This is a genomic window from Methylomonas sp. LWB (genome assembly GCF_001856095.1).
Taxonomy (GTDB): Bacteria; Pseudomonadota; Gammaproteobacteria; order Methylococcales; family Methylomonadaceae; genus Methylomonas; species Methylomonas koyamae_A.
On the sequence record NZ_MKMC01000023.1, the window covers coordinates 18,568 to 43,800 of the forward strand.

18 protein-coding genes are annotated in these 25,233 nt (G+C 60.0%); 4 read left to right on the forward strand and 14 right to left on the reverse strand.

Annotated features, from left to right (window positions below; translation table 11 throughout):
* The 12 genes from BJL95_RS10775 to BJL95_RS10830 all read right to left on the reverse strand — a co-directional run.
* Positions 1 to 542 (reverse strand): hypothetical protein (locus BJL95_RS10775; protein WP_217631678.1); only part of this gene is annotated, 542 nt, incomplete at its 3' end.
* A 15-nt stretch (positions 543 to 557) separates the two neighbouring features.
* On the reverse strand, positions 558 to 1,016 hold the full coding sequence (locus tag BJL95_RS10780; RefSeq protein WP_064028663.1) for an EVE domain-containing protein: 459 nt from the start codon (positions 1,014 to 1,016) through the stop codon (positions 558 to 560).
* A gap of 45 nt (positions 1,017 to 1,061) precedes the next feature.
* Positions 1,062 to 2,708 (reverse strand): HD domain-containing phosphohydrolase, encoded by a 1,647-nt coding sequence (locus tag BJL95_RS10785; RefSeq protein WP_071157871.1) that lies wholly within the window; start codon positions 2,706 to 2,708, stop codon positions 1,062 to 1,064.
* Positions 2,705 to 3,931, reverse strand: coding sequence for a response regulator (locus BJL95_RS10790; RefSeq protein ID WP_071157872.1), 1,227 nt, complete (start codon positions 3,929 to 3,931; stop codon positions 2,705 to 2,707). Before BJL95_RS10790 ends, BJL95_RS10785 begins: the two co-directional genes overlap by 4 nt.
* The gene (locus BJL95_RS10795) at positions 3,924 to 5,375 is read right to left on the reverse strand and encodes a nitrogen regulation protein NR(II) (RefSeq protein ID WP_071157874.1); all 1,452 of its coding nucleotides are present in this window, start codon (positions 5,373 to 5,375) and stop codon (positions 3,924 to 3,926) included. Before BJL95_RS10795 ends, BJL95_RS10790 begins: the two co-directional genes overlap by 8 nt.
* A 188-nt stretch (positions 5,376 to 5,563) precedes the next feature.
* Positions 5,564 to 6,736, reverse strand: coding sequence for an EAL domain-containing protein (locus BJL95_RS10800; protein ID WP_064028671.1), 1,173 nt, complete (start codon positions 6,734 to 6,736; stop codon positions 5,564 to 5,566).
* Positions 6,737 to 6,772: 36 nt separating this feature from the next.
* Positions 6,773 to 9,448: a nitrate reductase gene (locus tag BJL95_RS10805; RefSeq protein WP_071157876.1), complete on the reverse strand. Its 2,676-nt coding sequence runs from the start codon at positions 9,446 to 9,448 to the stop codon at positions 6,773 to 6,775.
* 12 nt (positions 9,449 to 9,460) lie between these two features.
* Positions 9,461 to 10,681 (reverse strand): NAD(P)/FAD-dependent oxidoreductase, encoded by a 1,221-nt coding sequence (locus BJL95_RS10810; RefSeq protein ID WP_071157878.1) that lies wholly within the window; start codon positions 10,679 to 10,681, stop codon positions 9,461 to 9,463.
* A gap of 66 nt (positions 10,682 to 10,747) precedes the next feature.
* A complete protein-coding gene (locus BJL95_RS10815) occupies positions 10,748 to 12,040 on the reverse strand; it encodes an alginate export family protein (RefSeq protein ID WP_071157880.1) in 1,293 nt (430 codons plus the stop codon).
* Between the two features lie 163 nt (positions 12,041 to 12,203).
* Positions 12,204 to 13,955, reverse strand: a complete 1,752-nt coding sequence (locus BJL95_RS10820; RefSeq protein ID WP_071157882.1) for an ABC transporter ATP-binding protein — start codon at positions 13,953 to 13,955, stop codon at positions 12,204 to 12,206.
* A gap of 10 nt (positions 13,956 to 13,965) precedes the next feature.
* Positions 13,966 to 14,979: an ABC transporter permease gene (locus BJL95_RS10825; RefSeq protein ID WP_064028709.1), complete on the reverse strand. Its 1,014-nt coding sequence runs from the start codon at positions 14,977 to 14,979 to the stop codon at positions 13,966 to 13,968.
* Positions 14,980 to 15,162: 183 nt separating this feature from the next.
* Positions 15,163 to 16,548: a CmpA/NrtA family ABC transporter substrate-binding protein gene (locus tag BJL95_RS10830; protein WP_071157884.1), complete on the reverse strand. Its 1,386-nt coding sequence runs from the start codon at positions 16,546 to 16,548 to the stop codon at positions 15,163 to 15,165.
* 402 nt (positions 16,549 to 16,950) lie between these two features.
* On the opposite strand from BJL95_RS10830, the gene ppk2 reads away from it, so the two are divergent.
* The gene (gene ppk2 / locus BJL95_RS10835; RefSeq protein WP_064028691.1) at positions 16,951 to 17,724 is read left to right on the forward strand and encodes a polyphosphate kinase 2; all 774 of its coding nucleotides are present in this window, start codon (positions 16,951 to 16,953) and stop codon (positions 17,722 to 17,724) included.
* A gap of 33 nt (positions 17,725 to 17,757) precedes the next feature.
* On the opposite strand, the gene BJL95_RS10840 is transcribed toward ppk2, so the two are convergent.
* Positions 17,758 to 20,043 (reverse strand): hypothetical protein, encoded by a 2,286-nt coding sequence (locus BJL95_RS10840; protein ID WP_071157886.1) that lies wholly within the window; start codon positions 20,041 to 20,043, stop codon positions 17,758 to 17,760.
* Positions 20,044 to 20,360: 317 nt separating this feature from the next.
* Complete coding sequence (locus tag BJL95_RS10845; RefSeq protein WP_083385914.1) at positions 20,361 to 21,683, reverse strand: alkaline phosphatase family protein; 1,323 nt, start codon at positions 21,681 to 21,683, stop codon at positions 20,361 to 20,363.
* A 129-nt stretch (positions 21,684 to 21,812) separates the two neighbouring features.
* On the opposite strand from BJL95_RS10845, the gene BJL95_RS10850 reads away from it, so the two are divergent.
* The 3 genes from BJL95_RS10850 (at position 21,813) to BJL95_RS10855 (ending at position 25,231) form a co-directional block, all read left to right on the forward strand.
* Positions 21,813 to 22,163, forward strand: a complete 351-nt coding sequence (locus tag BJL95_RS10850; protein WP_064028696.1) for a hypothetical protein — start codon at positions 21,813 to 21,815, stop codon at positions 22,161 to 22,163.
* A gap of 1,241 nt (positions 22,164 to 23,404) precedes the next feature.
* Complete coding sequence (locus tag BJL95_RS25925) at positions 23,405 to 23,536, forward strand: hypothetical protein (RefSeq protein WP_302848342.1); 132 nt, start codon at positions 23,405 to 23,407, stop codon at positions 23,534 to 23,536.
* A gap of 423 nt (positions 23,537 to 23,959) precedes the next feature.
* Positions 23,960 to 25,231, forward strand: a complete 1,272-nt coding sequence (locus BJL95_RS10855; RefSeq protein ID WP_071157888.1) for an MdtA/MuxA family multidrug efflux RND transporter periplasmic adaptor subunit — start codon at positions 23,960 to 23,962, stop codon at positions 25,229 to 25,231.
* The last annotated feature ends 2 nt before the right edge of the window (positions 25,232 to 25,233 follow it).

The window sequence follows — 25,233 nt, forward strand, 5'->3', positions numbered from 1 at the left end:
CCGCCGGCCCCGGCCGCCAAGGTCGCGGAGGGAGAGGAAGTCGCCGAGCTGGCGGGGTTCGCTGAGGTCGCCGCGCCTAAATTCGCCGGCGCGGTCGGCAGTTTGAAAACGCCGCCGTTGCTAGCGCCGGCTACCGGCAAAAATTCGTTTCGATTCGGCTGACTGACCGCCACCAGGCGCAGTTCGGCGGTCGGCGCCAATTTGACGACTTGGAGTTGCAGGGTCTGGCCGACTTGGACCGGCATTCGCGCGGGGTTTTGCAACAGCAGGTTGCGCTCGCCGATTGTCACCGTCACGGCCTGGTTTAGGCTATCCACCAGCGTGATTTTGGCTTCCAGCAATTGATTGAGCTTGAGTTCGGGGAGTTCCTCCGCGACCTTGTTCAAGCTGGCTTGCAAGCGGGCGTCCAACGGCAGGTTGATATCCATGACTTCCCCTTGGCCGGCAGCCGTCAGGTTTAGGATGATGCGTACCGCTTCGGCGAGGGCCGGTAGTTCGGCGTAAGCCGGCGGCGCCGATCCGGATGCCGCGATGTCAGCCATGGCACGGCCGGCCGGCTATTCCAGGCCGAGGATGAAGTCCCAGTGCGCGGCGCCGACCGGCATCACGGACAAGCGGTTGCCGCGGCGCAGCAAGGCCAATTCGGCCAGTTCGGACTTTTCCTTCAACTCCTTGAGGGTGATGTTACGCGCCAATTCGCGGACGAATTTGACGTCCACCATGAACCAGGTCGGATTGTCCGGACGGCTTTTCGGGTCGAAATGGATATTGTCCGGATCGAAGGCGGTGAAGTCCGGATAGCCGGCCTTGACGACCTGCATGATGCCGACGATGCCCGGTTCGGCGCAGTTGGAATGGTAGAAAAACACCAGGTCGCCCGGCTGCATGTCGTCGCGCATCATGTTGCGGGCCTGATAGTTGCGGACGCCGTCCCAATGCTCGGTTTGCTCGGGTTTGCGTTGCAAGTCGTCGATGCCGAAAGTGTCCGGTTCGGATTTCATCAACCAATAATTCATCTCGGTTCCTCGAGGCGGTGGCTAGCGTTGTCGGCATTGTCTCCGCTATTGGTCGTCGGGTGCAAGTACCTCGACGTGGTCGGCGTAAGTTTCGGCGATGCGATGAAATTGCGGTTCGAGTTCCTGGAAGGCCGCGACGATGTCGGGATCGAAGTGGCTGCCGTTACCTTCGACGATCAAGTTCATCGCTTCCTCGCGCGGCATCGGCGCTTTGTAAACCCGGCGGCTGGTCAGTGCGTCGTATACATCGACCAAGGCTAGGATTCTGGCGGCCAGCGGAATGTCCTCGCCTCGCAAGCCCAGCGGATAGCCGCTGCCGTCCCAGCGCTCGTGGTGGCCGTAGGCGACGTCCATGCCGCATTTAATGAAGCCCTGCGACGGATATTGCTCGTAAACCGAACGCAGCGTATCGCCGCCGATCGCCGCGTGGGTTTTCATGATCTGAAATTCTTCCGGCGTCAGCCGGCCGGGCTTTTTCAAAATCGCGTCGGGGATGCCGACCTTGCCGATGTCGTGCAGCGGCGACGAGCGCACCAGATCCTGAGTGAATTCGGCGGTCACGCTGGCGGCATAACGCTCGGTGCGGCTCATGTGGCGGCAAATCAGCTCGCAATATTTCTTCAGACGCAATAGGTGCGAGCCGGTTTCCGGATCGCGGTATTCGGACAGTTTAGCCAACGCGGTGATGATGGCGTCTTGAGCTTCGATAAAGGCTTCGCGGTGCCAGTGGCTCTGTAACGCGGTGGCGGTGACGTTCAGCATGCCGATCAATGTCGACAAGGTGTCGGCCGTCAGGGAAGGTCCGTCGCCGGCCAGGGTGATCAGGCCGATGACGCCGCGAGAACTGACCATCGGCAGACAGGCCAGCGGCTGGCCGGTAAACCAGGCGATGCCGCCGCCGTCCAGCGGCGATCCGAATTGCCAACGCCGGTTCTCGGCGATCGCGCGGCGAATCGCGCCCTCGGGCAGATCGGCGACGGCGAACTGGTTCGGTTCGCCGTTTTGCGGATGGAAGCAGCGAAACTGTTGATCGGCCCCCGGACTCAACCACAAACCGATCGCATTGCTACCGATCAGCTCGGTCAACGTGGCGATCAGTGCCGATACCACGCCTCTTGAGTCGTTCAAGCGGGTCATGTTGGCCACGTAGCGATATTGCAAGGCGAGGGCGCGGGTTTTCTTGGCCACCAAGTCTTCGAGGTGCGCGTTGAGTTGGCCGAGTTGATGGTTGGCTTGCTGCAATTGGTTTTGCAGGATTTGCTCGGCCATTTTCAGGCGATATTGCTCCAGGCCGTCGTTCAAGGTCTCGCGCAGAATTTCCGGCGGACAGGGTTTGTTTAAAAAGCGGGCGATATGAGCGCTGTGTAGCGCGTTGACGGCGATGTCCAATTCGGCCCGCCCGGTCAACATGACCAAGACCGTATTGGGATACTGCCGGTACACCGCATTTAAAAAGGCGATGCCGTCCATATCCGGCATGTTGTAATCGGACACCACCACCGCGAACGGTCCCTGCTCGGCCAGGATGCGCAAGCCGGCCGCGCCGCCGTCGGCGACGGTCAGGTCGAAATCGCGGCGCAATTGGCGCTTGATGCCCTCCAACAGCAGGATTTCGTCGTCGACGAACAGGGTTTTCCGGCTGATCTCGGGTAAGGCGGCCGGCTCGGCGGTCGGATTGCTGGGTAAGGTCATCGGCTGCCTCCGGCTTGTTCCGCGACTTTTTCCGCCAACGCCTGCCATTCCGCAAGACGTTCCCATTTGCCCAAACGCCGCAGATAGGCTTCGTCCAATTGCATTTCGAACAAATGGCTGTAGTCGTTCGGATTTGCCGGCTGCAACAGGCAAGCGGCGACGTGAACGGCGGTTAATGCGTTGACGCCGTCGTAATCGGTCTCGTTGGGGGTGTAATGCAACAAAATCGCTTCGATGATACGCGGCGGGATTTTCCACAGGCTCAACACATAGGCCGCCGCCTGACAGCGATTGAAGCCGAAAATCTCGGTTTCCAAGGCCGTTATCGGTTGCTCGTGGCGTTTGGCGCGCGCCAACAATTCCAGGGTTTTGCCGCCGCCGCGCGACAGAAAAAGCAGCAAGCCCATATTGTGCAGCAAGCCGCCCAGGTAGGCTTGGTCCGGACGGTCTTCCCGCTGATGTTCGGCTAGCGCGATCAGGCGTGCCAACTCGCCGACCCGGCCGGCGTTTTGCCACAAATATTCCATTTTTCGCTCCAATTCCGGACTGGCGATCGGAAACGCAGTCTTCACATGTACCGACAAGACCAGATTGTTCAGGCGCTTGATGCCGATCAGGTTGATGGCGTCGGTCAGGCTGGAGACCACCCGGTTCAGTCCGAAATAGGGCGAGTTGATCAGTTGCAGCAATCGGGCCGACAGTACCATGTCGCGGGCGAAAATGTCGGCGATGTCCTTGGTGGTGGTGTTTTCGTCGGCGATTGCCGCGTTCAACTCCCGGTAGATCGCGGGCAGGCTGGGCAGGGCGTTGGCATCCCCGAGGGTGCCGGCGATCAGCGGATCGTTGATGCAATCTTGGATTTTGAAGATTTGGCTCAGCGCTTCCCGCAAGGTTTCGGCGCTGCAAGGCTTGCTCAAATACTGGTGGGCGACTTCCAGGCTCTGTTTCAGGTTGTTTTCGTCGGTGTAGCCGCTCAACATGATTCTAACCACGCCGGGATAGCGCTCGGCGACGGTCTTCAGCAATTCGTAGCCGTGCATCCCCGGCATCATCATATCGCTAACCACCAAGTCGATTTTCTCCGCCGCCATGATGGCTAGGGCTTGCGCGCCGCTCGTCGCGAAATACAGCCGCCATTGCTCGCGGTAGGGCCGCAATTGGCGTTGTATGCCTTGAATAACCAATTCCTGGTCGTCGACAAACAGTATGTGCTTCTTAGTCATTTTCGGTAACCGGTGCCTGCGGGTCGAGCGGCAACAGTACGTGGAAGGTGGTGCCGAGTCCCGCCTCGGATTCGAAGTATAGTCTGCCTCGGTGTCGCTCCACGATAATGTTGTGGGCCAGGCTCAGCCCCTGGCCGGTGCCCTTGCCGACCGGTTTGGTCGTGAAAAACAGGTTGAAGACTTTCTCCCGAATCTCGGCCGGAATGCCCGCGCCATTGTCGCGGATGCGGATTTCCGCCATATCGCCGAGCTTGCGGGTGGCAATCTGGATCACGCCGCGTTCGCCGCCTTTTTCTTCGATGGCATGGGCGGCGTTGATGATCAGGTTGAGCAGGACCTGGCTAAGTTCGTTGGCGTAGCAGGGCACGGCAGGCAAATCGGCGGCGAGGTCGGTTTCGACGTCGGCAATGTATTTGCAGGCGTTTCGGCTGATCGTGATCGCGCCGGCGACGGTGTCGTTCAGGTTGATCGCTTGCCGGGATTGGCTAGGTTCGACGTGCGAAAAAGTCTTCATGGCCTTGACGATTTCGGCGACCCTGGTCACGCCTTCCAGCGCTTGGCCGATGGCTTTGGGACTGTCGTCCAGAATATAGGCCAGATCGAATTGCTCGCCGAGATCGTCTAGCCGGGTTTTCGAGGCCGGGTCGGCTTGTTGGTAAACCGCCGACTGCCAGGCGCTCAGGTCGACGAAGTAGTTTTGCAACGCGGCCAGGTTGTCGCCGATATATTGAATTGGCGTGTTGATTTCGTGAGCCACGCCGGACGCGAGTTGGCCGATGGCTTCCAGTTTTTGAGCTTGGGTCAGTTGGGTTTGCAGTGCCTTGGTTTCGCTGACGTCGTCGAGGATGCCGCAAAACAGCGTCTCGCCGTCGATTTCGATGGGGCTGATGTGCAATTGCACTGCAAAAATTTCGCCGGAGGCACGGCGGCCCTGGAACTCGCGGCGCTGGTTCATGGCGCGGCTTTCCCGTGTCGCGATGTAGTGCGCCAAATAACCGTCGTGTCGGCTTGCAATGTCGGCCGGCATCAGCCGTTTGACGTTTTCGCCCACCATTTGTCCGGCGGAGTAACCGAAAATGCGTTCCGCGCCGCGATTGAAACTTCGGATCGCTCCGGTTTGATCGATGGTGATGATCGCGCTGGGCGCGGTATCCAGAATTGTGTTCAGTTGGCTGGTTTGCCGCTCCAAACTGCGCATTTTTTGTTGCAGTGTTTCGTTTTGACGGCCCAGCAGATAGCCGGCTAGTCCCAGAACCAGCGGAGCGCCCCAGATGACCCACAGTTCGGGGTGGAGCCGGTGCAAGGAGGCGAGAGTGGCCAGATCAAGCTGGAAGTCCTCGCCATTCAACAGAAAGGCGCTAGTACCCAGTGGGAACAACAGTCCCAGGCCCGCGGCCAGGATAGCGAATGAAAGTGAAGTGGGGATGCGCGATGGCTTGGTCATTCCGTAAGCTCGGTAGGTACGCGCCGTAAAGCGTTGCGATCACCGGTTTTCGGCGCGGGGAGGTTTGGTCGCCTACACGCCTGAAAAACCCGGAATGCCTTCAATCGCGGGAACGGACGCACGAAAAGCGCCGACCCGGGCCTAAACCCGCTTCCTGATGCGCCGCCGCTGGAAAGAGTATAGACCGCTTAATCGACCGCGACGGTATCGACCAGCAATAATCGGTCGCCGTCCAGCCGTAATGCTAGGGTTTTACAGAGCAGGTTGGTCTCGAAATCGCGATAGCGTTCGGAACTGACGATGCGGTCGCGGTCGCCGCAATGTTCCAGTGCCAACAGTTGAAAGAAATAAGGCCGCCATGACCAATTGAAGCCGATCTTGCGCGGATCGGTAAACCAGCGGTTGGCGCTGAAATTGAAGTCGGGGGAAATCTGGTCGCCCAGGTTGTTGCACAGATAAAAGCGGATTACGCCGCTTTCCGCGAAATTCCAACTGACCAATTCGTTGAGATTGAAATCGTCCTGCAAAGCCTCCGCCAGCCGATAGGCCAAGCTCTTGAGGGTGTTGATGGCGTTGATTTTGCGTTCTTCGCGGACCAGGGTTTGTTTTAGAAACTTGCCGCGCAGCGAGGCAATGTGTTGCTGATATTGCTGGGCCGGCTTGAAATCGGCCTCGGCCTTACCGAACAAAAAACCCTGCATATATTGCGCGCCGCAGTCCAAACCGAACCAGAATTCCTCGTCGGTTTCGACCCCTTCGCAGGTCAGCCGGGCGCCGGTGCGTTTGCCCAGCCGCGACAACACTTGCATGATGTCGCCGGCGATGCCGCCCTTGGCGGCTTGCTTGAACAAACGCATGTCGATCTTGATGATGTCGGGCTGGACCGCGATCAGTCGTTCCAGCTGCGAGGAGCCGGCGCCGAAATCGCCGATCGCCACGCTCAGGCCATGCTTACGGTAGCGCTGGACGATTTGCTTGAGTTTTTGCGGATCGGCCGGTGCGTCGGAGATTTCGACGATGACTCGGCCGCGGTCGATATTCAGTTCTTCCAGCATCCGCACCGTCGGCACCGCGTTCAGCTGGCGCAGATTGTCTATCCAGGCCGCCGAGATATTGATGGCCAGAAAGCTATTGGGATCGGCGTGTTCGGCAAACTTTTGCAAGGCCTGCCAACGCACCTGGCGGTCGAGTTCGGTTCGCTGCTTGGCGTCGATGTCGGCCGAGGAAAACCAAGCTCCGGCCGAAACCACGCGGCCGTTAGCGTCGTGCTGGCGGGCCAGCGCCTCGTAGCCGACGATCTGGCCGCTGGCGGTGGAAATGATAGGTTGAAAATACGGAAATAACTGTAGTTTGGCTTGCATCGTTCCCTGGTGGCTGCTCGCATGCGCGTTGTTAGTTCAGGTCGCTAGAAAAACCTTCAACTCGGGCAGGCAGGAACCGCAGCCGGTACCCGCCCCCAGGCAGGCGCCGATCTCGGCGACATTGCCGAGCTTGCGGTCGCGAACCGCTTGCCGAATGGTTTTCTCGCCTACATTGAAACACGAACAGACGATTCGGCCAATATCGGCTTCGCCGGCGGGCGGTGCGCCGCTCAACAGACTCAGGCGTTCGCCCCGGCTCAAGGCCGTTTTGCCGAACAAGGTCGCGATCCAGCCGGGTTCCGGCAATTCCGGCCCGGCGCCGACGAATAAACAAGCTTGCAGGCCGGCTTCGGTGATCAGAGCAGTCCGAAAGTCGCCGGATGGCGGATCGCTGTATTCCAGCCAGTGGCGGTCCAACCGTTCGGCCGCATTGGCGGCCAGCCGGTGGCGACTCCAGGTTCGCCAGTCCCGGCCGGTATGGCCGCCGGCCAGTTGGTAACGGTAAAAACCGTCGCCGCGCATCTCCACCCGGTATTCGCAGTCCGATAGCGGCAAGGCTTGCCGCGACAACAGTACGGCATGCCAGCGGGCCGGCCAGGCTTCGATGGCGACCGGCGTTTGCTTGCTTTCCGGCTGACCGGACAAGGGATCGACCACCGGATTGACCAACGCGCCCATCCGGCCGTGGCTGCTGTTGACGCCGGTCCAGTGCATCGGCACGAACAAGCTGCCGGGCCGTTGTTCGGCGCTGATCGCGATCTTGGCGAGCATCGCGCCCCAGCGGCTGGTCAGTTTGGCGATGGCACCGGCCGGCAACTGCAGGCAGGCGGCGTCGTCCGGATGGATTTCGACGCAAGGTTCGACTTGGTGGGTGTTCAGTTTGGCGGCCAGGCCGGTGCGGGTCATCGTGTGCCACTGGTCGCGCAAGCGGCCGGTATTCAGCGTGAACGGATAGTTGGCGTCGGGCACGTGGCGGGGAGGGCGGGGCGACACCGGCACGAAGTGGGCTTTGCCGTTGGCCGTGAAAAACCGGCCGTCGCCGAACAGCCGGGCAGTGCCGCCGGCTGCGTTCACCGGCCATTGTAGCGGTTGCAGGTCGGAATAGGCCGGATCGCTCAGATCGGCCAGACCGGACAGATCGAAGTCGCGGCGACCGTGCCCGGCATCGTTTTCGAAGGCCGACAGCGCGGCGTGTTCGCGGAAAATCTCGGCGCTGGAACGGTAGGCGAAGGCTTCGCCAAAGCCCAGGCGTTGCGCCACCTGGCTGAAGATCCACCAGTCGTGGCGGGCCTCGCCGGACGGCGCGAACAACGCGCGTTGGCGGGAAATCCGCCGCTCCAGATTGGTGACGCTGCCGTCTTTTTCGCTCCAGCCGGTGGCCGGCAGCAGCACGTGCGCCAATCGAGTGGTGTCGGTATCGGCGATGCAATCGGAGACCACCACGAAATCGCAAGCCTGCAACGCCTGCCTTACCCGGTCGGCGTCCGGCATCGACGCGACCGGATTGGTGGCGACGATCCAGATCGCCTTGATCTTGCCGGCCGCGACCGCGTCGAACAGTTCCAGCGCTTTCAGGCCCTGGCGGTCGGCGACCCGCTGGCTACCCCAAAACCGGCCGACTCGATCCACATGGACCGGATTGTCCAAATCCATGTGCGCGGCCAGCATGTTGGCCAGGCCGCCGACCTCGCGGCCGCCCATCGCGTTGGGTTGGCCGGTGAACGAAAACGGCCCCATGCCGGGCCGGCCGATGCGGCCGGTGGCCAGGTGGCAGTTGATGATCGCGTTGCATTTGTCCGAACCGGAACTGGATTGGTTGATGCCTTGCGAGTACACCGTGACGGTTTTTTCGGTCGCGGCGAACCAGTCGAACAGCAAGCCAACCTCGGCCGCGGCCAGCCCGCAAGCGGCGGCGGTCGCGGCGATGTCCGGCGCGGCGCTTCGCGCTTGCGCCAAGGCCGCCTCGAAGCCTTCGGTATAAGCGGTAATATAGGCGGCGTCGGTGGCGGCGACCGCCGCCAAATGACCGAGCAGGCCGTCGAACAGCAGCGCGTCCATACCGGGTTGAATCGGCAGATGCAGATCGGCGATGTCGCAACTGGCGGTGCGGCGCGGATCGACCACGACGATTTTCAACGCCGGATTGCGTTCCTTGGCCTTGCGGATGCGCTGGAAGGCCACCGGGTGGCACCAAGCCGCGTTGGAGCCGACCAGCACGATCAAATCAGCCAGTTCCAGGTCTTCGTAATTGCACGGCACCGCGTCGGCGCCGAAGGCCCGTTTATAACCAACCACCGCCGACGACATGCACAGCCGCGAGTTGGTATCGATATTGGCCGAGCCGATGAAGCCCTTCATCAATTTGTTGGCGACGTAGTAATCCTCGGTCAGCAATTGGCCGGATACATAGAAGGCCACCGAATCCGGGCCGTGCTCGGCGATCGCGGCTCGGAAACGCTCGGCGACCAGATCCAGCGCGCTGTCCCAATCGGCGCGGGCGCCGCCGATGCGCGGATGGAGCAGGCGGTTTTCCAAGGACACGGTGTCGGCCAGTGCGGCGCCCTTGGAACATAACCGACCGAAATTGGCCGGATGCTCCGGATCGCCGGCAATCCGGACGCGGTGGCCGGCGGCATCCTCGATTTCTGCCGAGATGCCGCAGCCGACACCGCAGTAAGGGCAAGTGGTCTTGACGATGGTGGTTAGACTCATGGTGCTATTGTCTCAGGCGGCCTCGGCGGTTGTCGCGCCGCCAAACAGTAAGCGCCGGCGTCTGTCGCTCACCGGCACGCCGTCGCGGACCAAGCGCAGATAGCCATTGGCATCGCCGGTATCGCCGTACAGAATCACTCCGATCGGCACGTCGCCGCGTAGTACCACTTTTTTATAGATGCCGAGGCCGTAATCGACGAAGCGCAGGGTTTCGCTGTCGGCATCGCCGTCGAAATCGCCGACCGAAAATAAATCGATGCCGGTGACTTTCAACATGGTCGCGGCGAAACCGGTCCGATAGCTGCCCGTGCCGCCGGCCAGTTGGTCGGCGCAGATTCTGGCTTGTTCGTAGACCGGCGCCACCAAGCCGAACAATTCGCCGCGATGTTCGATGCATTCGCCGACCGAGTACACGGCCGGATCGCTGGTTTGCATCGCATCGTCGACAACGATGCCGCGCCGGCATTCCAGGCCGGCCGCCGCCGCCAACGCGATATTAGGGCGGATGCCGGTAGCCATCACCAGCAAATCGGCGGGTAGTTTTTGACCGTTGTCCAGTTCGACCTCGACGACGTGGCCGGCGCGGCTGACAATCGCCGCGATCGTGGCGCCGAGTTGGAATTCCATGCCGGTTTCGGCCAGGTGCCGGCGCAGGAATTCGCCGGCCTGGGCGTCGAGTTGCCGGTTCAGCAAGTGGTCGGCGCGGTTGACCACGGTGACTTGCATGCCGCGTTTCAACAAGCCGTTGGCCGCTTCCAGTCCCAGCAGGCCGCCGCCCAGCACCACCGCGTGACGGCGCCGGGCCGATTTGGCGATCATTGTCTCGACGTCGGCGATGTCGCGAAAGCCCATCACACCGTCGCAGTCGCGGCCCGGAATGTCCAGCAGCAGCGGCAGCGAACCGGTGGCGATCAGCAGTTTATCGTAGTCCGCCGTCGTGCCGTCGCGCGCTATGACTTGGCGTCGCGTCCGGTCGATGGCGACCACGGTTTTGGCGGGACCGCAATGTAGCGTGATGGCGCGGCTCCGGTACCAGTCGAAGTCGTGGATCACGATGTCGGCGAAATTTTTCGCGCCGTACAGCACCGGCGTCAGCATGATGCGGTTGTAGTTGCCGTGCGGTTCGGCGCCGAATACGGTGATGTCGTAAAGGTCGGGGGCGATTTGCAGCAGTTGTTCGACGGTCCGCATGCCGGCCATGCCGTTGCCGACGACGACGAGTTTCGGTTTCATGATCTTGCCTCGTTGACGTTGCGCCTCGGGAGCCGGCCGATACCGGCCGGCGCGAGCGATAAGTCGTTAAAAACTGACGTTGGCCTGCAGCCAGATTTTCTGGGTATCGGTAAACGCGGCGTTTTCGGTGTTGAAATTGGCGTACTTGGCCAGCAGCGAGTAGTGCTTGCCGAATTTTTTCAAAATCGAGAAATCCCACTCGCTGCCGTATTCGACGCCGCCGGTGTCGTCGTAGAAATCGTGGTACATGCCGGTGACGATCAATGTATCGTTCATCGCCTTATAGCTGGCGGTGGCGAACACGTCGCGGATACCCTGGCCCAAGGTGGCGTTGCCCAACGGATTGATGAACAAATCGGCCCAGCCCTGGAAGGCGTGGTTGGTGCCCAACGGCGTGTTGAAGGTCTTGTTCAATCCGTAACCGTTCAGCTGTTCCATCGCGCCTTGCAAGGTCAGGTTGAAAGCCGATAGACCGCCCATCAGGTTAATGCGGTCGGCCTGGTAATGGTTGGGGTTGTCGGCGTAATTGGATTGCTTGCCCCATTCGGCGGTGTACAGAAAATTCACGGTATCGAAGAACTGCGGCGATTTGCCGTCGAAGCGCAGGCCGTAGGTTTGCGAGGATTTGGCGTAATTGGCGCGCTCGCGGAAGTCCAGCCAATAGCCGTAACCGATCAGGTTACCCCAATCGCCAACCTTGTAATTCAGATTCAGCACCGGCGCGTTCAAGGTGTCGGTTTCGCCGAAAATGTTTTGCACGTGGTCCAGGTAACCGGCGTTGACGGTCAAGCCGAACAGGGTTTGGTTGTTGTGAGTAACCAGCACCGAGTCGTAGGTCGACTCCATTTGCCGCCAGCCGACGTTGCCGATGAAGCGGTCGTCGTCGAATTTGATGCGTTGCCGGCCGACCTTGATTAAGGTGTCGGCGATGCCCTTGTAACTGAGCCAGAACTGGTTGAGCTCGCTACGGTCAGGGTCGGCGATCAGCGAATAGTCGCGGTGACGGTTCAACGTCGTGCCGCCCTGATCGTAGTCCTCCTGTAGCGCGTAATTGCCTTCGTATTCGGCGTAGGCTTGGAAATCGTAAAAAGTCGGCGACAGCAGGCCCAAGCGTAAGCGGGCGGTATTGGCGTTCGCGGTTTCCACCCGTTTCGGCGCCTTGCCGGGGATGATGGGGCCTTTGTCCTGATCGACGTTTTCCCAGCGGTAGTTCAAATCCATTTTGACGGCGCCGTTACTGCCGTAGTGGTAAAAATTCAGCGCGTCCTCCACCTCCTTGGTGATGTCGGCTTGGGCCGGCGTGCCGGCTCCGGCGATCGCCAGCACGCCGGCCGGCAAGATGTGTGTGGATTTGAACATGATGTCTCCTGGTCTGTGGTCGGTCGAAAGTCGGTTTGCCATCCGCCTAAGCCTGCAAGGCGGGAATTTCGGCACAAAGAGGTCGTAGGGTACGCAGCGCGTACCTGGTTGAATTCGGTTTGTTCATGGCTTGAAAAGGTACGGGATGTGTACCCAACAATATCTAATGGGTGTGGTCGCACTCCGCCAGAAAGGTCAGCAGGCTTTCCCGGTAACGGTAGTAGTCCGGATGCTCCAGCAGCGCCTTGCGGCTGCGCGGCCGCGGTAGATCGATGTCTTGTATCTTGCCGATCTTGGCGTGCGGGCCGTTGGTCATCATCACCACCCGGTCGGCCAGCAGAATCGCTTCGTCGACGTCATGGGTCACGACAATCGCGGTGACGTGGGTGCGTTCCCACACTTCCATCAACACCTCCTGCAATTCCCAGCGGGTCAGCGAATCCAGCATGCCGAAAGGCTCGTCGAGCAACAGTAGTTTCGGCGACAGCGCGAAGGCCCTGGCAATACCGACTCGTTGGCGCATGCCGTTGGACAGATCGGCGGCTTTCTTGAACATGCTGTCGGTCAATCCGACCCGAGTCAGATAGTATTCGACGATGTCGTCGCGCTCGTCCTGGCTGGCGTGCGGGTAAACCTTATCGACGCCGAGCATGACGTTGTCGAACGCGGTCAGCCACGGAAACAAACTCGGCGCCTGAAACACCACGCCGCGATCCGGGCCGGCGCCGTCGATTTCGCGGTTATCCAGAATGATGCCGCCTTCGGAAATGTCGTTGAGGCCGGCGGTCATCGACAACACTGTGGATTTACCGCAACCGGAATGGCCGATGATCGACACGAATTCGCCTTTTTTCATCCGCAAGTCAAAACCGTCGACCACCTTGACGGTGCTGTTGCCGTCCGGGGTCGGATAGATTTTCGACAGGTTGGCGAACTCCAGATAGCGGGCCTTACCCAGGTCGGTTTGGCTGGGCTTGAGCGCCGAGGTATCGAGTTTCCAGTCGTTGCTGGTGTTCGGACGCACGTCCGGCAGCTTGACCCGGTCGCCGACTTCGGCTTGGGCTTTTTGCAGGCCGATGTCCATCAGATAACGGGTGATTTCGGCGCGCAGTCGTTTGAATTCCGGATCGTGGTTCAACGCGGCGCGGTCGCGCGGCCGTTCCAGATCGATGACGAAATCCGGGCCGAAGGTGGCGTCAGGGCCGGGTTTCAGCGGGATCACTCGGTCGGCCATGTAGATGGCTTCGTCGACGTCGTTGGTGATCAGAATGACGGTCTTCTTGTCCTGCTCCCAGATTTGCAGAATCTCGTCCTGCAAGTTGCCGCGCGTCAGAGCGTCCAGCGCGCTGAGCGGTTCGTCCAGCAATAAAATATCGGGGTTGGCTGCCAGCGCGCGCGCCACGTTGACCCGTTGGCGCATGCCGCCCGACAGTTCGGCCGGGCGCTTGTCCATGGCTCGGCCCAGATTGACCATCTTGACGTATTTTTCGGCGTGGGCGCGGCGTTGCGCCGGCGTCCAGTCCTTGAAGATCGCATCGACGGCCAACGCCACGTTTTCGTAAACGGTCAGCCACGGCATCAGCGAATAGTTTTGAAACACCACCCCCCGGTCCGGTCCGGGTTCGCGGATCGCCGCGCCGTTTTTCAGCAACTCGCCGGCGTCGGCCTGAATCAGGCCGGCGATCAGCGACACCAACGTGGTTTTGCCGCTGCCGGAAAAGCCGACGATGGCGATGAATTCGCCTTCTTGTATGTCCAGATTGATGTCTTTCAGGATCGAGGTCTTGCTCCGGCCCTCGCCGTAGGATTTACAGACATTTTTCAATTCGACCAGCGGCGCGCGCGCGTCGTTGGCGGGTTGGTTGGTCGCGGTTTTTTGCATGGAAAGTTCGATGATTTTGGCGGGGGCATTCATGGCGGCGGCCTTACACTTTTTGGAAAGAGAATAGGTTTTGCAACGAGTGCATGATGCGGTCCAGCGCGAAGCCGATGAAGCCGATCGTGAACACCGCCACCATGATGCGGCTTAGCGAATTGGAACTGCCGTTTTGGAACTCGTCCCAAACGAACTTACCCAGACCCGGATTCTGCGCCAGCATTTCGGCGGCGATCAGCACCATCCAGCCCACGCCCAGCGACAAGCGCATGCCGGTGAAGATGAAGGGCAGGGCCGACGGCAGAATGATGCGCTTGATCTGGGTCATCCAGTCCAGCCGCAATACCTTGCCGACGTTGACCAGGTCGCGATCGATGGACGACACGCCGACGGCGGTGTTGATCAGCGTCGGCCATAGCGAGCATAAGGTCACGGTAATCGCCGAGGTGATGAAGGATTTCTCGAACCAGGAGTCGTCGGTCGTCACGTAGGCGGCGCTGACCACCAGCGTGACGATGGGCAGCCAGGCCAACGGCGATACCGGTTTGAAAATCTGGATCAACGGATTGAAGGCGGTATTGAGCACCGGGCTCATGCCGCACAGGATACCGATCGGCACCGCGATCAAGGTCGCGATCACGAAGCCGGCGAACACGGTGCGCAGACTGGTCAGGATTTTGTCGAGATAGGTCGGTTTACCGGTGTAAGGCCGGGTTTTAATGTCGGCCTTCGGATCTTCGGCCAGCTTTTCCTTATTGCGCTGGGCTTGGCGCTGGTAGAACTCGGCCTTCTTGGTTTGTTCGGCGGTGTGTTCGGCGATCAGACCGCCGACTTCGTCCCACACCGCGACCGGACCTGGAATCGTGCCCAGGCTGGTATTGACACCGGATGCCGACACGCTCCACAGTCCCAGAAACAGCGCGAAGGCAATCATCGGCACGCCCATTACCAAGAACAGTTGCCGCAGTTGTTGGGCCGGATTTTCGCCGGCGGCGATTTTGACCAGCGGCACGAACCAGGTCAGGCCGGTGATGTTGAAGAATTTGATGAGTTTGTTAGTCATCTGGATACCTCTGTATGTGATGTCGTAGATACGCACCGCGTACCTTTTTTCGGTCTTGACAATCGGATCGGCTGGCAAGGTACGCGGTGGGTACCCTGCGCTTGCTGCAAAATTTCGGTTGGTAAAAAAGATGCCTCCCTGCATCAAATCGCGTCCCTGCTTTTGAGCACCCACCAAAGGTTCTTAGTCGACGACCTTGCCGCCGGAAACTGTTTGTTTGCCTTTCAAGCCGATCGCGAACTTGGCCAAATAATCGTTGGGCTTATTGGCGTCGAACGGTACTTTGTCGATGAAGAAGTTTTGCGAAGGCTTGATGGCGGTGTCGGCCGGAAAGTCCTCGGCCTTGGCCTTGCCTTCGGCGACGAGCTCCTTCGCCGCGGCCAGATAAATGTCGGGGCGGTAGACATTTTTCGCGGTTTCCAGATACCAGTTGTCCGGTTTGGCTTCGTTGATCATGCCCCAGCGGCGCAATTGGGTCAGATACCAGACCGCGCTGCCGTAGGATGGATAGCTGGCGCCGTGGCGGAAAAAGGTGTTGAAGTCGGGTAGCGAACGCTTGTCCCCTTTCTCGTACTCGAAGCTGCCGTTCATGCTGGCCGCCAGTACCTCGACGTCGGCGCCGACGTATTGTTTTTGCGACAGCATTTCGATGGCTTCCTTGCGGTTTTTGTTGTTCTCGGCGTCCAGCCAGATCGAGGCGCGAATCAGGGCTTTGGTGACCGCTAAGTAGGTATTGGGATATTTATCGGCCCAAGCCTTGGTGACACCGAAGACTTTTTCCGGCGTGTCTTTCCACAGTTCCTCGTCGGTAATCACCGGCACGCCAATCCCTTTGAATACCGCTTGCTGGTTCCACGGCTCGCCGACGCAATAGCCGAAGATGGTGCCGGATTCCAGAGTGGCCGGCATTTGCGGCGGCGGCGTTACCGACAGCAGTGCGTCGGCGTTGACCTGACCGGAAATATCCTGCGGCGGCGCGTAGTAACCGGGATTGATGCCGCCGGCCGCCAGCCAGTAGCGCAGTTTCAAATTGTGCGAGCCGGCCGGGAAGGTCATGGCCATGTTGAACGGCTTGCCTTCGGTTTTGTATTTGTCCACGACCGGTTTTAACGCGTCGGCTTTGATCGGGTGAACCGGTTTGCCGCCGTCCATCGGCACGTTGGGCTTCATTTGCTTCCAGATGTCGTTGGAAATGGTGATGGCGTTGCCGTTAAAACCCATGCTGAAGGCAGTCACGATGTCGGCCTTGGTGCCGAAGCCGATGCTGGCCGCCAGCGGCGCCGGCGCCAGCATGTGCGAACCGTCCAGTTCACCGTTGACGACCCGGTCCATTACCACTTTCCAATTGGCTTGGGCTTCCAGTTGCACGAACAGGCCTTCGTCCTCGAAAAAGCCTTTCTCGGCGGCGACGGCCAACGGCGCCATGTCGGTCAGTTTAATGAAGCCGAATTTCAGGTCTTCTTTTTCCGGCTTGCCGGCCGCCCAGGCCGAACCGGCCAGGCCGGCGGCGATCAGCGTAGCCAAGGCCGCGATCAGAGATTTCGGAGCGAATGTCGTGCGATAAGTCATGGCGGATTCCCGTGGGTTTGAAAAAGTCAGGCCAAAAAAAAGGCGTCTACCCCGTTTCGTTACCGAAACGAGAGTTAGACGCCTTTGTCTGTCGGCTCTACGTCGAGCCTAAATTCAGTCGGCTCCTATCGCGGAGCCACGTTAGCCCGAAAGCAATTCGGATGCCAAAACCGATATTTGTGAGTCGATTTGCGATAATTTAATTAAAAATCAATAATATGACTTGAGTTCGGTCGGTCGCGGTTGTCGGTGTGGCTTGTCGGTGTGTGGCCAAGTGGGATCAAAGTTGCACTCAATCGGTACGGTTTACGACATTTTGCACGCTTGTGGTGCGGATCGATAGCGCGATGCGGCGAAACCGCTACACTGGTAGTCAGCCAATTCACTTTCGAGGATGCAGCCATGGGCAAAAAGAAATCCGAACGACCGAATTACAAGGACGTGCTGCGGCAGTTGCAGGTAGAACTGGTCAAACTGCAAAGCCATATCATCAAGCACGGCGACAAGATTTTGATCCTGTTCGAGGGCCGGGACGCCGGTGGCAAGGACGGCACCATCAAGCGCATCATTCAGCATCTGAGCCCGCGCGAGACTCGAGTGGTGGCCTTGGGCAAACCGTCGGATCGCGACCTGGGGAGCTGGTATTTTCAGCGCTATACCGAGCATCTGCCGGCCGCGCAAGAAATGGTGCTGTTCAACCGCAGTTGGTACAACCGGGCCGGCGTGGAACGGGTCATGGGATTTTGCAGCGACGCCGATTACCACGAGTTCATCGAAACCGTCGCGCATTATGAGCAATTGCTGGTGCGTTCCGGCATCAAGCTATTTAAGTACTATCTGGATATCAGTAAGGAAGAGCAAAAAAAGCGTCTGAAGGCGCGGCTGGACGATCCGCTGAAACAATGGAAGATCAGCCCGATCGACAAAGCCGCCCAAAAGCATTGGCGCCAATACAGCGAGGCGCGCAACATCATGTTCGCCCGGACCCATCATTTATCGGCACCTTGGACTGTGGTGCGCGCCGACGACAAGCAGGCGGCGCGCGTCAACATTATCAAGGATTTATTGTCGCGACTGGATTACAAGGGCCGGGACGAGGAGTTGATCTTGCCGGACGGTAATGTCGTTTTCAACTACGAAGAAAGCTATTTGCATAACGGCATGATCGCGCCTTAGCCGGCGACCGCCGAGACGGCCGCCTGCCGCCCTTTACTTGGCGGGTTTCGCGGCCGGTTTCGCGGCTTCCGGCGCGGGTGTTGGGGTTGCCGGCCCAGGCGGTGCAATCGGCCCGTTCGCCGGCGCCGGTGCGGTTGCCGGGGTTTCTTCAGCGGTCGGCGGGGCGGTAGCGGGTCCGATATAGCCTTGTCGCCAAGCCCAGCCGGCGCCGGCCAGTAACGCGAGCAGCAACAACAGCGCGGGCCAGCGGCTGGGTTTTTCGCCAAACGGATCGGCCAGATGGGTTTCGGCGTCCTTGGGTAGTTTGGCGACGTCGGTCAGCAAATGGCCGAACGGAATGTTGATGTAGGCCTTGGCGTTGACCGCCCAGCCGCAGGCGTCCAGCAACGGCGCCAGATTGCGTTGGCGTAGTTTCAGAAAGGCGATGAACATCGATGGTCCGGAAACCGCCATCATGATGCCGGCGATCACCAGCGGCATTTGCCACCATTGCAAGGCCAAAAAGCCGCTAAATACCGAAGCCAGCGCGGTGCCGATCGCGCCGATCGCCAGGCCGATCGCGGCGAAGATCCCGGCGAACTTGCCGACGTCGAAGGCGGTCGCGGCCGGCGCCTTGCCTTCGCCGGCCTGTGCGCCGGCTTCGTTGATACCCTTGAATGCGCCTTCGTGGGCCGCCTTGTCGCGGGCGCTGGCGCTTTTTTCCAATTGTTCGTTAATCATCCGTGCCACCCGTTTATAGGGAGCCCAGAAGGCTTGCTGGATGCTGATCGGGTTTTCGATAATCTTAACGACGGTCGCGTCCCAGTCCTGTCCGGCGCGGTCGTAAAACACGCCGTTGCGGCCGACCCGCAAATTGTCGCTGTCGCCGTCGGTGAACGCGGCGGCAATCGTCAGTTTCTCGCTGCTGCCCTGGCGGCGGCATTCGCAGTACGCCAGAAAAATCTTGCTCAGTTCGGCCAGTTTGCCGTGGGTGGCGACGTCGTCGACCTTAACGCACAGACGGCAAGCCCGGCCGTCCAGATACAAGGTACCGGCCTGAAAGATCGCGTGCGGCTCGGCGGTGTAAAAATCGCGGAAGGAGACGAAGTTGTTCAGCAGCCGGTACAGGTCGCGGTGATAGTGCAGCAAGCGGCTCAGGCCGTCGATCGCGTCGGCTTCGGCCTTCAGGGCCAGATCCTGTTCGATCAACGCCGCCAGCTTGGCTTGGGTGCCGCTTTCCAGATAGGTTTTGACGCTGGCGATCGGCAGGCCGGCGGCCGTGCTGGCCGGCTTTTGCGCCAGCCACGCCCGGTAGTCGGCAAACCGGCCGAGTACGTCCCGCCATTGGGCGTAGCTCAAACTTTCCAGCGTGCCGAGTAAGGGCGTCAGCACGTCGGCGCGTAATTGCGCCAACGCATCGCTCCAGGCCGGATTGAGCCCGCCGCCCAGCGGCAGATCGCGGTCGGGCGCGATGGTGGCCAACGGCAGTTGCGCCACCGCTTCCAGCTCAGGCGCCAGATCGAATCCGGCCAGTTGTTCGTAGCGGGCGTCGCTGGGATTCAGTGCCGTGGCGGCGCGTTCGTCGAAGGCCGCCAGCCGGCAGCGGGTGAAATAATCGTCGATCTTGGCCTTGATTTTGTCCAGCGAGGCTGCCGCCGATTCCGGGTCGGCGATGTTGCCGCGCACCTGGGCGGCTTCCCGGTCGCATTCCCGCCACCAGTCGTAATAGGCCTGGGCGTCCGCGAAGAATTGCGTCAGCTTTTCGGCGTCGATGCCGGGTTCGCCGCAACGGTCGATCAACTCGCCTTGGCAGGCCATGATGTCGCTAATAGCCGCTTGGCCGGTTTCGTCGTCGGCGGCTTTGGCCGGGACGATGCCGTCGCCGTTAAAACGGGTTTCGGCAAAGATTTTCGCCATGTCGGCCAAATCTTCGTCGGTGATTTCGCTGGCTTGCGGTTTGCCCAGATTTTTCAGTACTTCCTTGGCGCAAGCCAGCAGCTGCTTGCCTTCCTCATCGTGGTCGTTGATCGCCGCCAGCGGCAGGCTGGCTTTTTGTTGCAGCAAATCGGCCGGGTTTTTCAAGACCTTGCCGACCCAGCGTACCGCCGCCAGCACCTCCGGTACCCGAATCCGGCCGTCGCCGTCGCTGTCGAGCAGTTGTAACGTGCGTTCGTCGAAGTACAGACCGTGGGTCGGACAACTCAGCGCCGCCCACAATTTCTGATCGAGTTCCGGCAGCGCCAGTAAATCGCTGGCGCGCTTCAGTTCCACTTGGTCGAAACCGCCGAGTTTGGCGAAACGCCATTTTTCGGCGGGTTGGCGTGGATAGGCTTGATTCATCGGAGGGTCTCCCTGCTTGGTGGCGTACGATTGCAAATACTAACTGAAAACCGGAAATTCGCCGTCTCTGTCCCGGAAACGGCCGAACCTTGACATCGACAGGCGGGGGCGAGCCGCGAGCCGCCGGACTGGCGGCAAGCCTGAATCGGCTGGACGCGGCAGAGCTTAAGCCACTCGAAAACGGAGTGCAAATATCGGCCTCATATAAAAAGCCGTGTTCGTCTGTAAAGCGACCGCGGCTACCCAGGGATGGGTGACAACGAGCGATCGGCGCGAGGTCGGCGATATTTTTGCTTCGGGCCTATTAATCCGGCGATTCATTCGAACGCGCCCAGCAAGCCTTCCGAGTTGGCGTCTCGTTCGCCGAGCGGCGCCAGGCCGAAGCGGGTTTCGATCAGCTTTAGGATGGCCGTCGTGTCGTAGCGGGTGTGGTCGATGTAGTGTTTTTTCGCGAACGGCGAAACCACGACGGCCGGAATCCGCGTACCGGGTCCCCAACGGTCGCCCTCGGGTGGGGCGACGTGATCCCACAAACCGCCGTATTCGTCGTAGGTGATGACGATGGCGGTGGAGGACCAGATCGCGCTGGCGCGAATTGCTTCGACCACGTCGCGAACATCCCGGTCGGCTTCCAGGATGCTGGAGTAGCCGGGGTGTTGGTTGCTGCGCCCGACCGGCTTGTAAAACGCGACTTGCGGAAAGCCGGTTTTCAGGTCCGCGAACAGGCGCTGTTTGTCGCGCAAATGCTCGGCGCGGGCGGCGCTGTTCGGCGCGTAGTTGGCGTAGTAGATAAAGGGTTGGTGGTGGTACTGAAAGTTGTCGCCAAGGTCGCGGCCGGCCACGGCGTCGTCCCAACCGCCGGCATACCAGGCCCAACTCACGCCCTTGTCCGACAGGCGATCGCCGATGGTTGGCGCGGTTTGTATCGGCAGACGCCGTTCGGGGTGCTTGTCGTCGTGCGGTGGGAAAAACGGTTGTATCGTGCCGACCGCGTAGCCGTCCAAGGTGACGCTGGGATCGCCGACCGGCTTGCCGGTGGCCGGGTCCGCCTGCCAGTGCAGCATGTCGTCCGGCGCATTGTCGAAACGCGGCGTGCAGGCGCAGATCAGCCATTGATGATTTAAAAACGAGCCGCCGTAAGCCGCCTGGAAAAAATGGTCGGCCAGCGTGAACTCCTTGGCATATTGCCACAGCGCCGTGCCGGCCAGATTGTAGTAGCCTTGGGTCAGTCCGCCGGCCGACGATAATTGCGCGAAACGGTCGTTACGGCCGGCGTTGATTTGCATCTGGTGGATGAAAAACCGGTGAGTCAGATCCGGGTGACGTTGGTTGGGGTTGATGTAACGGCCTATGTCGAATGGGGCGTTGGCGAGATCGGCCGGGAAGCGCTCGTCGTTTTTGCCGTCGCTGCGAATCGGCGGCAGCGTGCCGTAGGGCCTACCGAATTCGTCGATTTGCGGCGGCGCCGATTGGGCGTTGCTGAGGCCGTCGGCGCCGGGGAACAGGCCGAACACATTGTCGAAACTGCGATTTTCCAGATAGATCACCAGGATGTGCTCGATGCGCGATAAATCGGCGGACGATGCCACCGTGGACAGCAGCGCGCCGGTCGCTAACATAGTGATCTGCAAACATTTCATCGATGAACTCCGGGATGTGGGGCGTAATAATAAGAAAACGATTAAATTCGGCAATTGCCGGCGGATTGGATTAGAATTCGACGCAACGATGGCACAACGCCCTCGCTCCGTAAAGATCTGGAGGCCCCCATGGACATCAATACCCAATACTCGCAATCCAGCGCCCTGACCACTCAGGCAACCCGCGATCTTAAAGCACCCAAAAGCGCCGAATCGGCGGAACCCAAATCGGTTACGACGCCGGATCGCGATTCCGATAGCGACAATCAGGCCGTTGGCGATACCGTGAGCTTTTCCCAAGCCTCGTTGCGCTTGGCGCAAAGTCAATCGAAGACCGACGCGCAACCGGCGCTGAATTCCAGCGCCGAAGCGCGCCGGGCCGCCGAGGATCTGGTGAGCTCCAGCGCGGCCAACCCGGCGGCTTTCTACGCCGCTCAAGGCAACGGCACGCGCATCAACGTTGGCGGTTTGTTAGGCTAATCTCAGCTGCATATATAGGTATCTTACGACGGCCGCGGGCGTCATGCCCGCGGCCGTTTTTTTTTGTCCGGCGGATTGAGATACCCACTCGCTTAACTCGTCACACCGGCATTCCAGGCCTGGGAGACGTAAGCTATTCGTGTTTTATAGGGGAGCTCGTTTAGAAGTGTTTCCCAACCCATGTCGTTTGGGCGCCTAAATTCCTTTGTGGCTTAAGTTTCTCCTCGCCCCCAAATCCGCTAGACGGATGTAGGGCATGGCCAGGGTGGGTGTCCTCGGCTGGGTAAAGCGATGCGGCGATCCCAAAAGGTCGGCATGCGCAAATAAGGCGCGCCCAACGTTTCACCTCGCCAGCCCAGAGACAAGCCGTACACTCGGCAGTCCGGATGTCGGCCCGACCGCCGGCGCCCATCAATTCGGCAGGCCGCTGCGCCGATTGCGGCCAAGTTGTCCGCGCCGCCGCGGTTCGTGAGCGTTCGGAACCGACTGGGCGGATTTTGTCGGCCACGGGCGGTTCGATCGTCAGGCTGGCCTGTTGAGATATACCAATTCCGTCACACACCAAGCAATTGACGCAGGCCGTTTTCCTGAACGGCTAGCCAGAACGTGTCGATCCAACACAGAACGCTGGGGTAATGACGGTTGGGGCGATGCCCAACATGTCGATTGATTCCGGTGTGAAGTAGTCGTGATCGGGGAAGGCTTGCTGTGACAGTAGTCGACTGGGACCACGCCGCGTTGTTGCCGAAACAGCAGTCGTCCAGCAATCGCCGATCCTGCAGCAACAATCCGCCGACATTCGACGGCCGGGTTCGGCGTTACCTCCAGGTCCCTATCGTATCCTCGTCACGGCCTATTTTAGAATGTCAAACCAAGGTTCGACGCTCCGGATTCAAAGCGCGACCGAGCAAAGACGCCGGGTTGGATTATTCAGGGATCATCGTATGGCGCGCTAGCAACCGCTGCTTTTCCGTCCGGATAGCACGCCATTGCAGCGCATGGCATAAGTTTTGCCCTTTGAGGGAGCATCGGCATCGCCATTCATCCGACATCTGACCAGGAGTCACCATGCGCATTTCCTTCAACTCCGCCAGCCTCTGTACCGCTCTGGCCGGCCGCGCGGGTTTATCCCAAGATAAGGTTAAACTGACCAGCGAATCGGCCGGTGTCGCTCTGATAAAGGCATCGAATGTTCCGGTGTCGGCTGTTGGTTTCAGTTCGGCCAGGCGCCCGCGCCGGATTTGTCTAGACCTCCGGTCGCGGTTGACAGCTACACCGCCGAGTTTAATTTCGATACCAGCGTCAGGGTGCGGATTGCCCGCGGCCAGATGGTCGAGCCGGGCGGTACTTCCCGGCCAGGGACGGCGAATTGATGGACTGTAGCCAGTTCGCCGAGCGGTATTGCCTCGCCACCCACAAACTGAAGAGTTGTTGCTGGCATGCCGTGCAAGCCGCTGCCATACCTTTTGCTAACCCAATATGAGTTGGCTCTCCAAGCCACTGGCCGAGGCGGGAACTAAATCGCCGCTGTCGACCTAAGGTTCGTGAAACAATGTTTGCCAAAGGGAAATACCAAACGATGGCCAAGCCGCGGCTTCAACTCCGTTAGCAGGCTAACCGCCGCGACGCCGTCGTCAGTGTCCAGGTTCCAGCGATTAATCGATACCGCTTAAAGCCCGGCCGGCTCGCCTTGCTATGCAACCGTTTTTCGACTCTCGGCGGAACCGGCGGCCGCTTCGCACGCCTAATAACGACAATACCTTGGCAACCTTATATCCTCATATAGAATCCCTTGCATGACTAACCCAACCCCCATCGATGCTTCTATCCGGCGCCGCTCTCGCTGGTATTGGCGCGGCGCACTTTCTACCCTCGGCGTGATCGGTATTCTGGTCTATCTGCAATTCGGTCAGGCCGCGCCCGATACTAAAGCCGAGCGCGGCTCCAAAAACCGGCCGCCGTTCGGCGAGCGGCCGGACGCACCGGCTGTCGTGGCCATCCAATCCGCCGGTAGCGGCGATTTTCCGGTGTATTTAAACGCGCTAGGCACTGTCACCGCGCTACGCACCGTCACCGTCAAATCGCGCGTCGACGGCGAACTGGTGAAAGTGAACTTCAGCGAAGGGCAAATGGTTAAAGCCGGCGATCTGCTGGCCGAAATCGACCCGCGTCCGTTTCAGGTGCAGCTGCAACAAGCCCAAGGCCAGCTGACCCGCGATCAGGCCTTGCTGCAAAACGCCGAACTGGACCGGGTCCGCTATCAAACCCTGCTGGAACAAGATTCGATTGCCGCCCAACAAACCGTCACCCAAGAATCGCAGGTCAAACAATATCGCGGCAATGTCGAGATGGATCAAGCCCAGGTCGATAATGCCAAACTACAGCTCGGTTACGCCAAACTGACCGCGCCGATTTCCGGCCGGGCCGGCTTGCGGCAAGTGGACCAAGGCAATATTGTCAGGGCCAGCGACGTCAACGGCCTGGTGGTGATTACCCAACTGCAACCGATCAGCGTGGTGTTTACCTTGCCGGAAGACAAGCTGCCGGACGTGGTAAAACGCTATCGAGAAGGCCAGGAGATTGGCATCGAAGCTTACGACCGCGCCGGGAAAACCAAGCTGGCCGACGGCAAACTGATCGCACTGGACAATCAAATCGATCCGACCACCGGCACCCTAAAATTGAAGGCCCAATTCGACAACCGCGAGCAAACCCTGTTCGCCAACCAGTTCGTCAATATCCGCATGCATCTGGACACCTTGCGCGGCGTGACGCAAATCCCCAGCGCCGCGCTGCAGCACGACAGTCAGGGCGCCTTTGTCTACGTGGTCGATGCCGAAAACATCGCCCATCTGCGCCGGGTGGAACCGGGGCCCAGCGAAGGCGAAAAAGTCGCGATCGCGGACCGGATTGCGCCGGGCGAAGCCTTGATCGTCACCGGCATCGACCGGGTCAAGGATGGTGGGGCGGTCGATGTCGCCGAAAAAGACGGCCAGGCAGTGGCGGCAAGGCCGGAACTACAGCCCAAGCCGGCAGACGAATCCGGCCAACGTCGGCGGCGCGGGTAACT

What these genes read in the sequence shown, in the direction of transcription:
- BJL95_RS10830 (WP_071157884.1), bottom strand. Translation starts at nt 16,548, where the DNA reads ATGACTTATCGCACGACATTCGCTCCGAAATCTCTGATCGCGGCCTTG.
- BJL95_RS10795 (WP_071157874.1), bottom strand. Translation starts at nt 5,375, where the DNA reads ATGACCAAGCCATCGCGCATCCCCACTTCACTTTCATTCGCTATCCTG.
- BJL95_RS10855 (WP_071157888.1), top strand. Translation starts at nt 23,960, where the DNA reads ATGACTAACCCAACCCCCATCGATGCTTCTATCCGGCGCCGCTCTCGC.
- BJL95_RS10790 (WP_071157872.1), bottom strand. Translation starts at nt 3,931, where the DNA reads ATGACTAAGAAGCACATACTGTTTGTCGACGACCAGGAATTGGTTATT.
- BJL95_RS10825 (WP_064028709.1), bottom strand. Translation starts at nt 14,979, where the DNA reads ATGACTAACAAACTCATCAAATTCTTCAACATCACCGGCCTGACCTGG.
- BJL95_RS10785 (WP_071157871.1), bottom strand. Translation starts at nt 2,708, where the DNA reads ATGACCTTACCCAGCAATCCGACCGCCGAGCCGGCCGCCTTACCCGAG.
- BJL95_RS10810 (WP_071157878.1), bottom strand. Translation starts at nt 10,681, where the DNA reads ATGAAACCGAAACTCGTCGTCGTCGGCAACGGCATGGCCGGCATGCGG.
- BJL95_RS10780 (WP_064028663.1), bottom strand. Translation starts at nt 1,016, where the DNA reads ATGAATTATTGGTTGATGAAATCCGAACCGGACACTTTCGGCATCGAC.
- BJL95_RS10815 (WP_071157880.1), bottom strand. Translation starts at nt 12,040, where the DNA reads ATGTTCAAATCCACACACATCTTGCCGGCCGGCGTGCTGGCGATCGCC.
- BJL95_RS10840 (WP_071157886.1), bottom strand. Translation starts at nt 20,043, where the DNA reads ATGAATCAAGCCTATCCACGCCAACCCGCCGAAAAATGGCGTTTCGCC.
- ppk2 (WP_064028691.1), top strand. Translation starts at nt 16,951, where the DNA reads ATGGGCAAAAAGAAATCCGAACGACCGAATTACAAGGACGTGCTGCGG.
- BJL95_RS10820 (WP_071157882.1), bottom strand. Translation starts at nt 13,955, where the DNA reads ATGAATGCCCCCGCCAAAATCATCGAACTTTCCATGCAAAAAACCGCG.
- BJL95_RS10800 (WP_064028671.1), bottom strand. Translation starts at nt 6,736, where the DNA reads ATGCAAGCCAAACTACAGTTATTTCCGTATTTTCAACCTATCATTTCC.
- BJL95_RS10845 (WP_083385914.1), bottom strand. Translation starts at nt 21,683, where the DNA reads ATGAAATGTTTGCAGATCACTATGTTAGCGACCGGCGCGCTGCTGTCC.
- BJL95_RS10850 (WP_064028696.1), top strand. Translation starts at nt 21,813, where the DNA reads ATGGACATCAATACCCAATACTCGCAATCCAGCGCCCTGACCACTCAG.
- BJL95_RS10805 (WP_071157876.1), bottom strand. Translation starts at nt 9,448, where the DNA reads ATGAGTCTAACCACCATCGTCAAGACCACTTGCCCTTACTGCGGTGTC.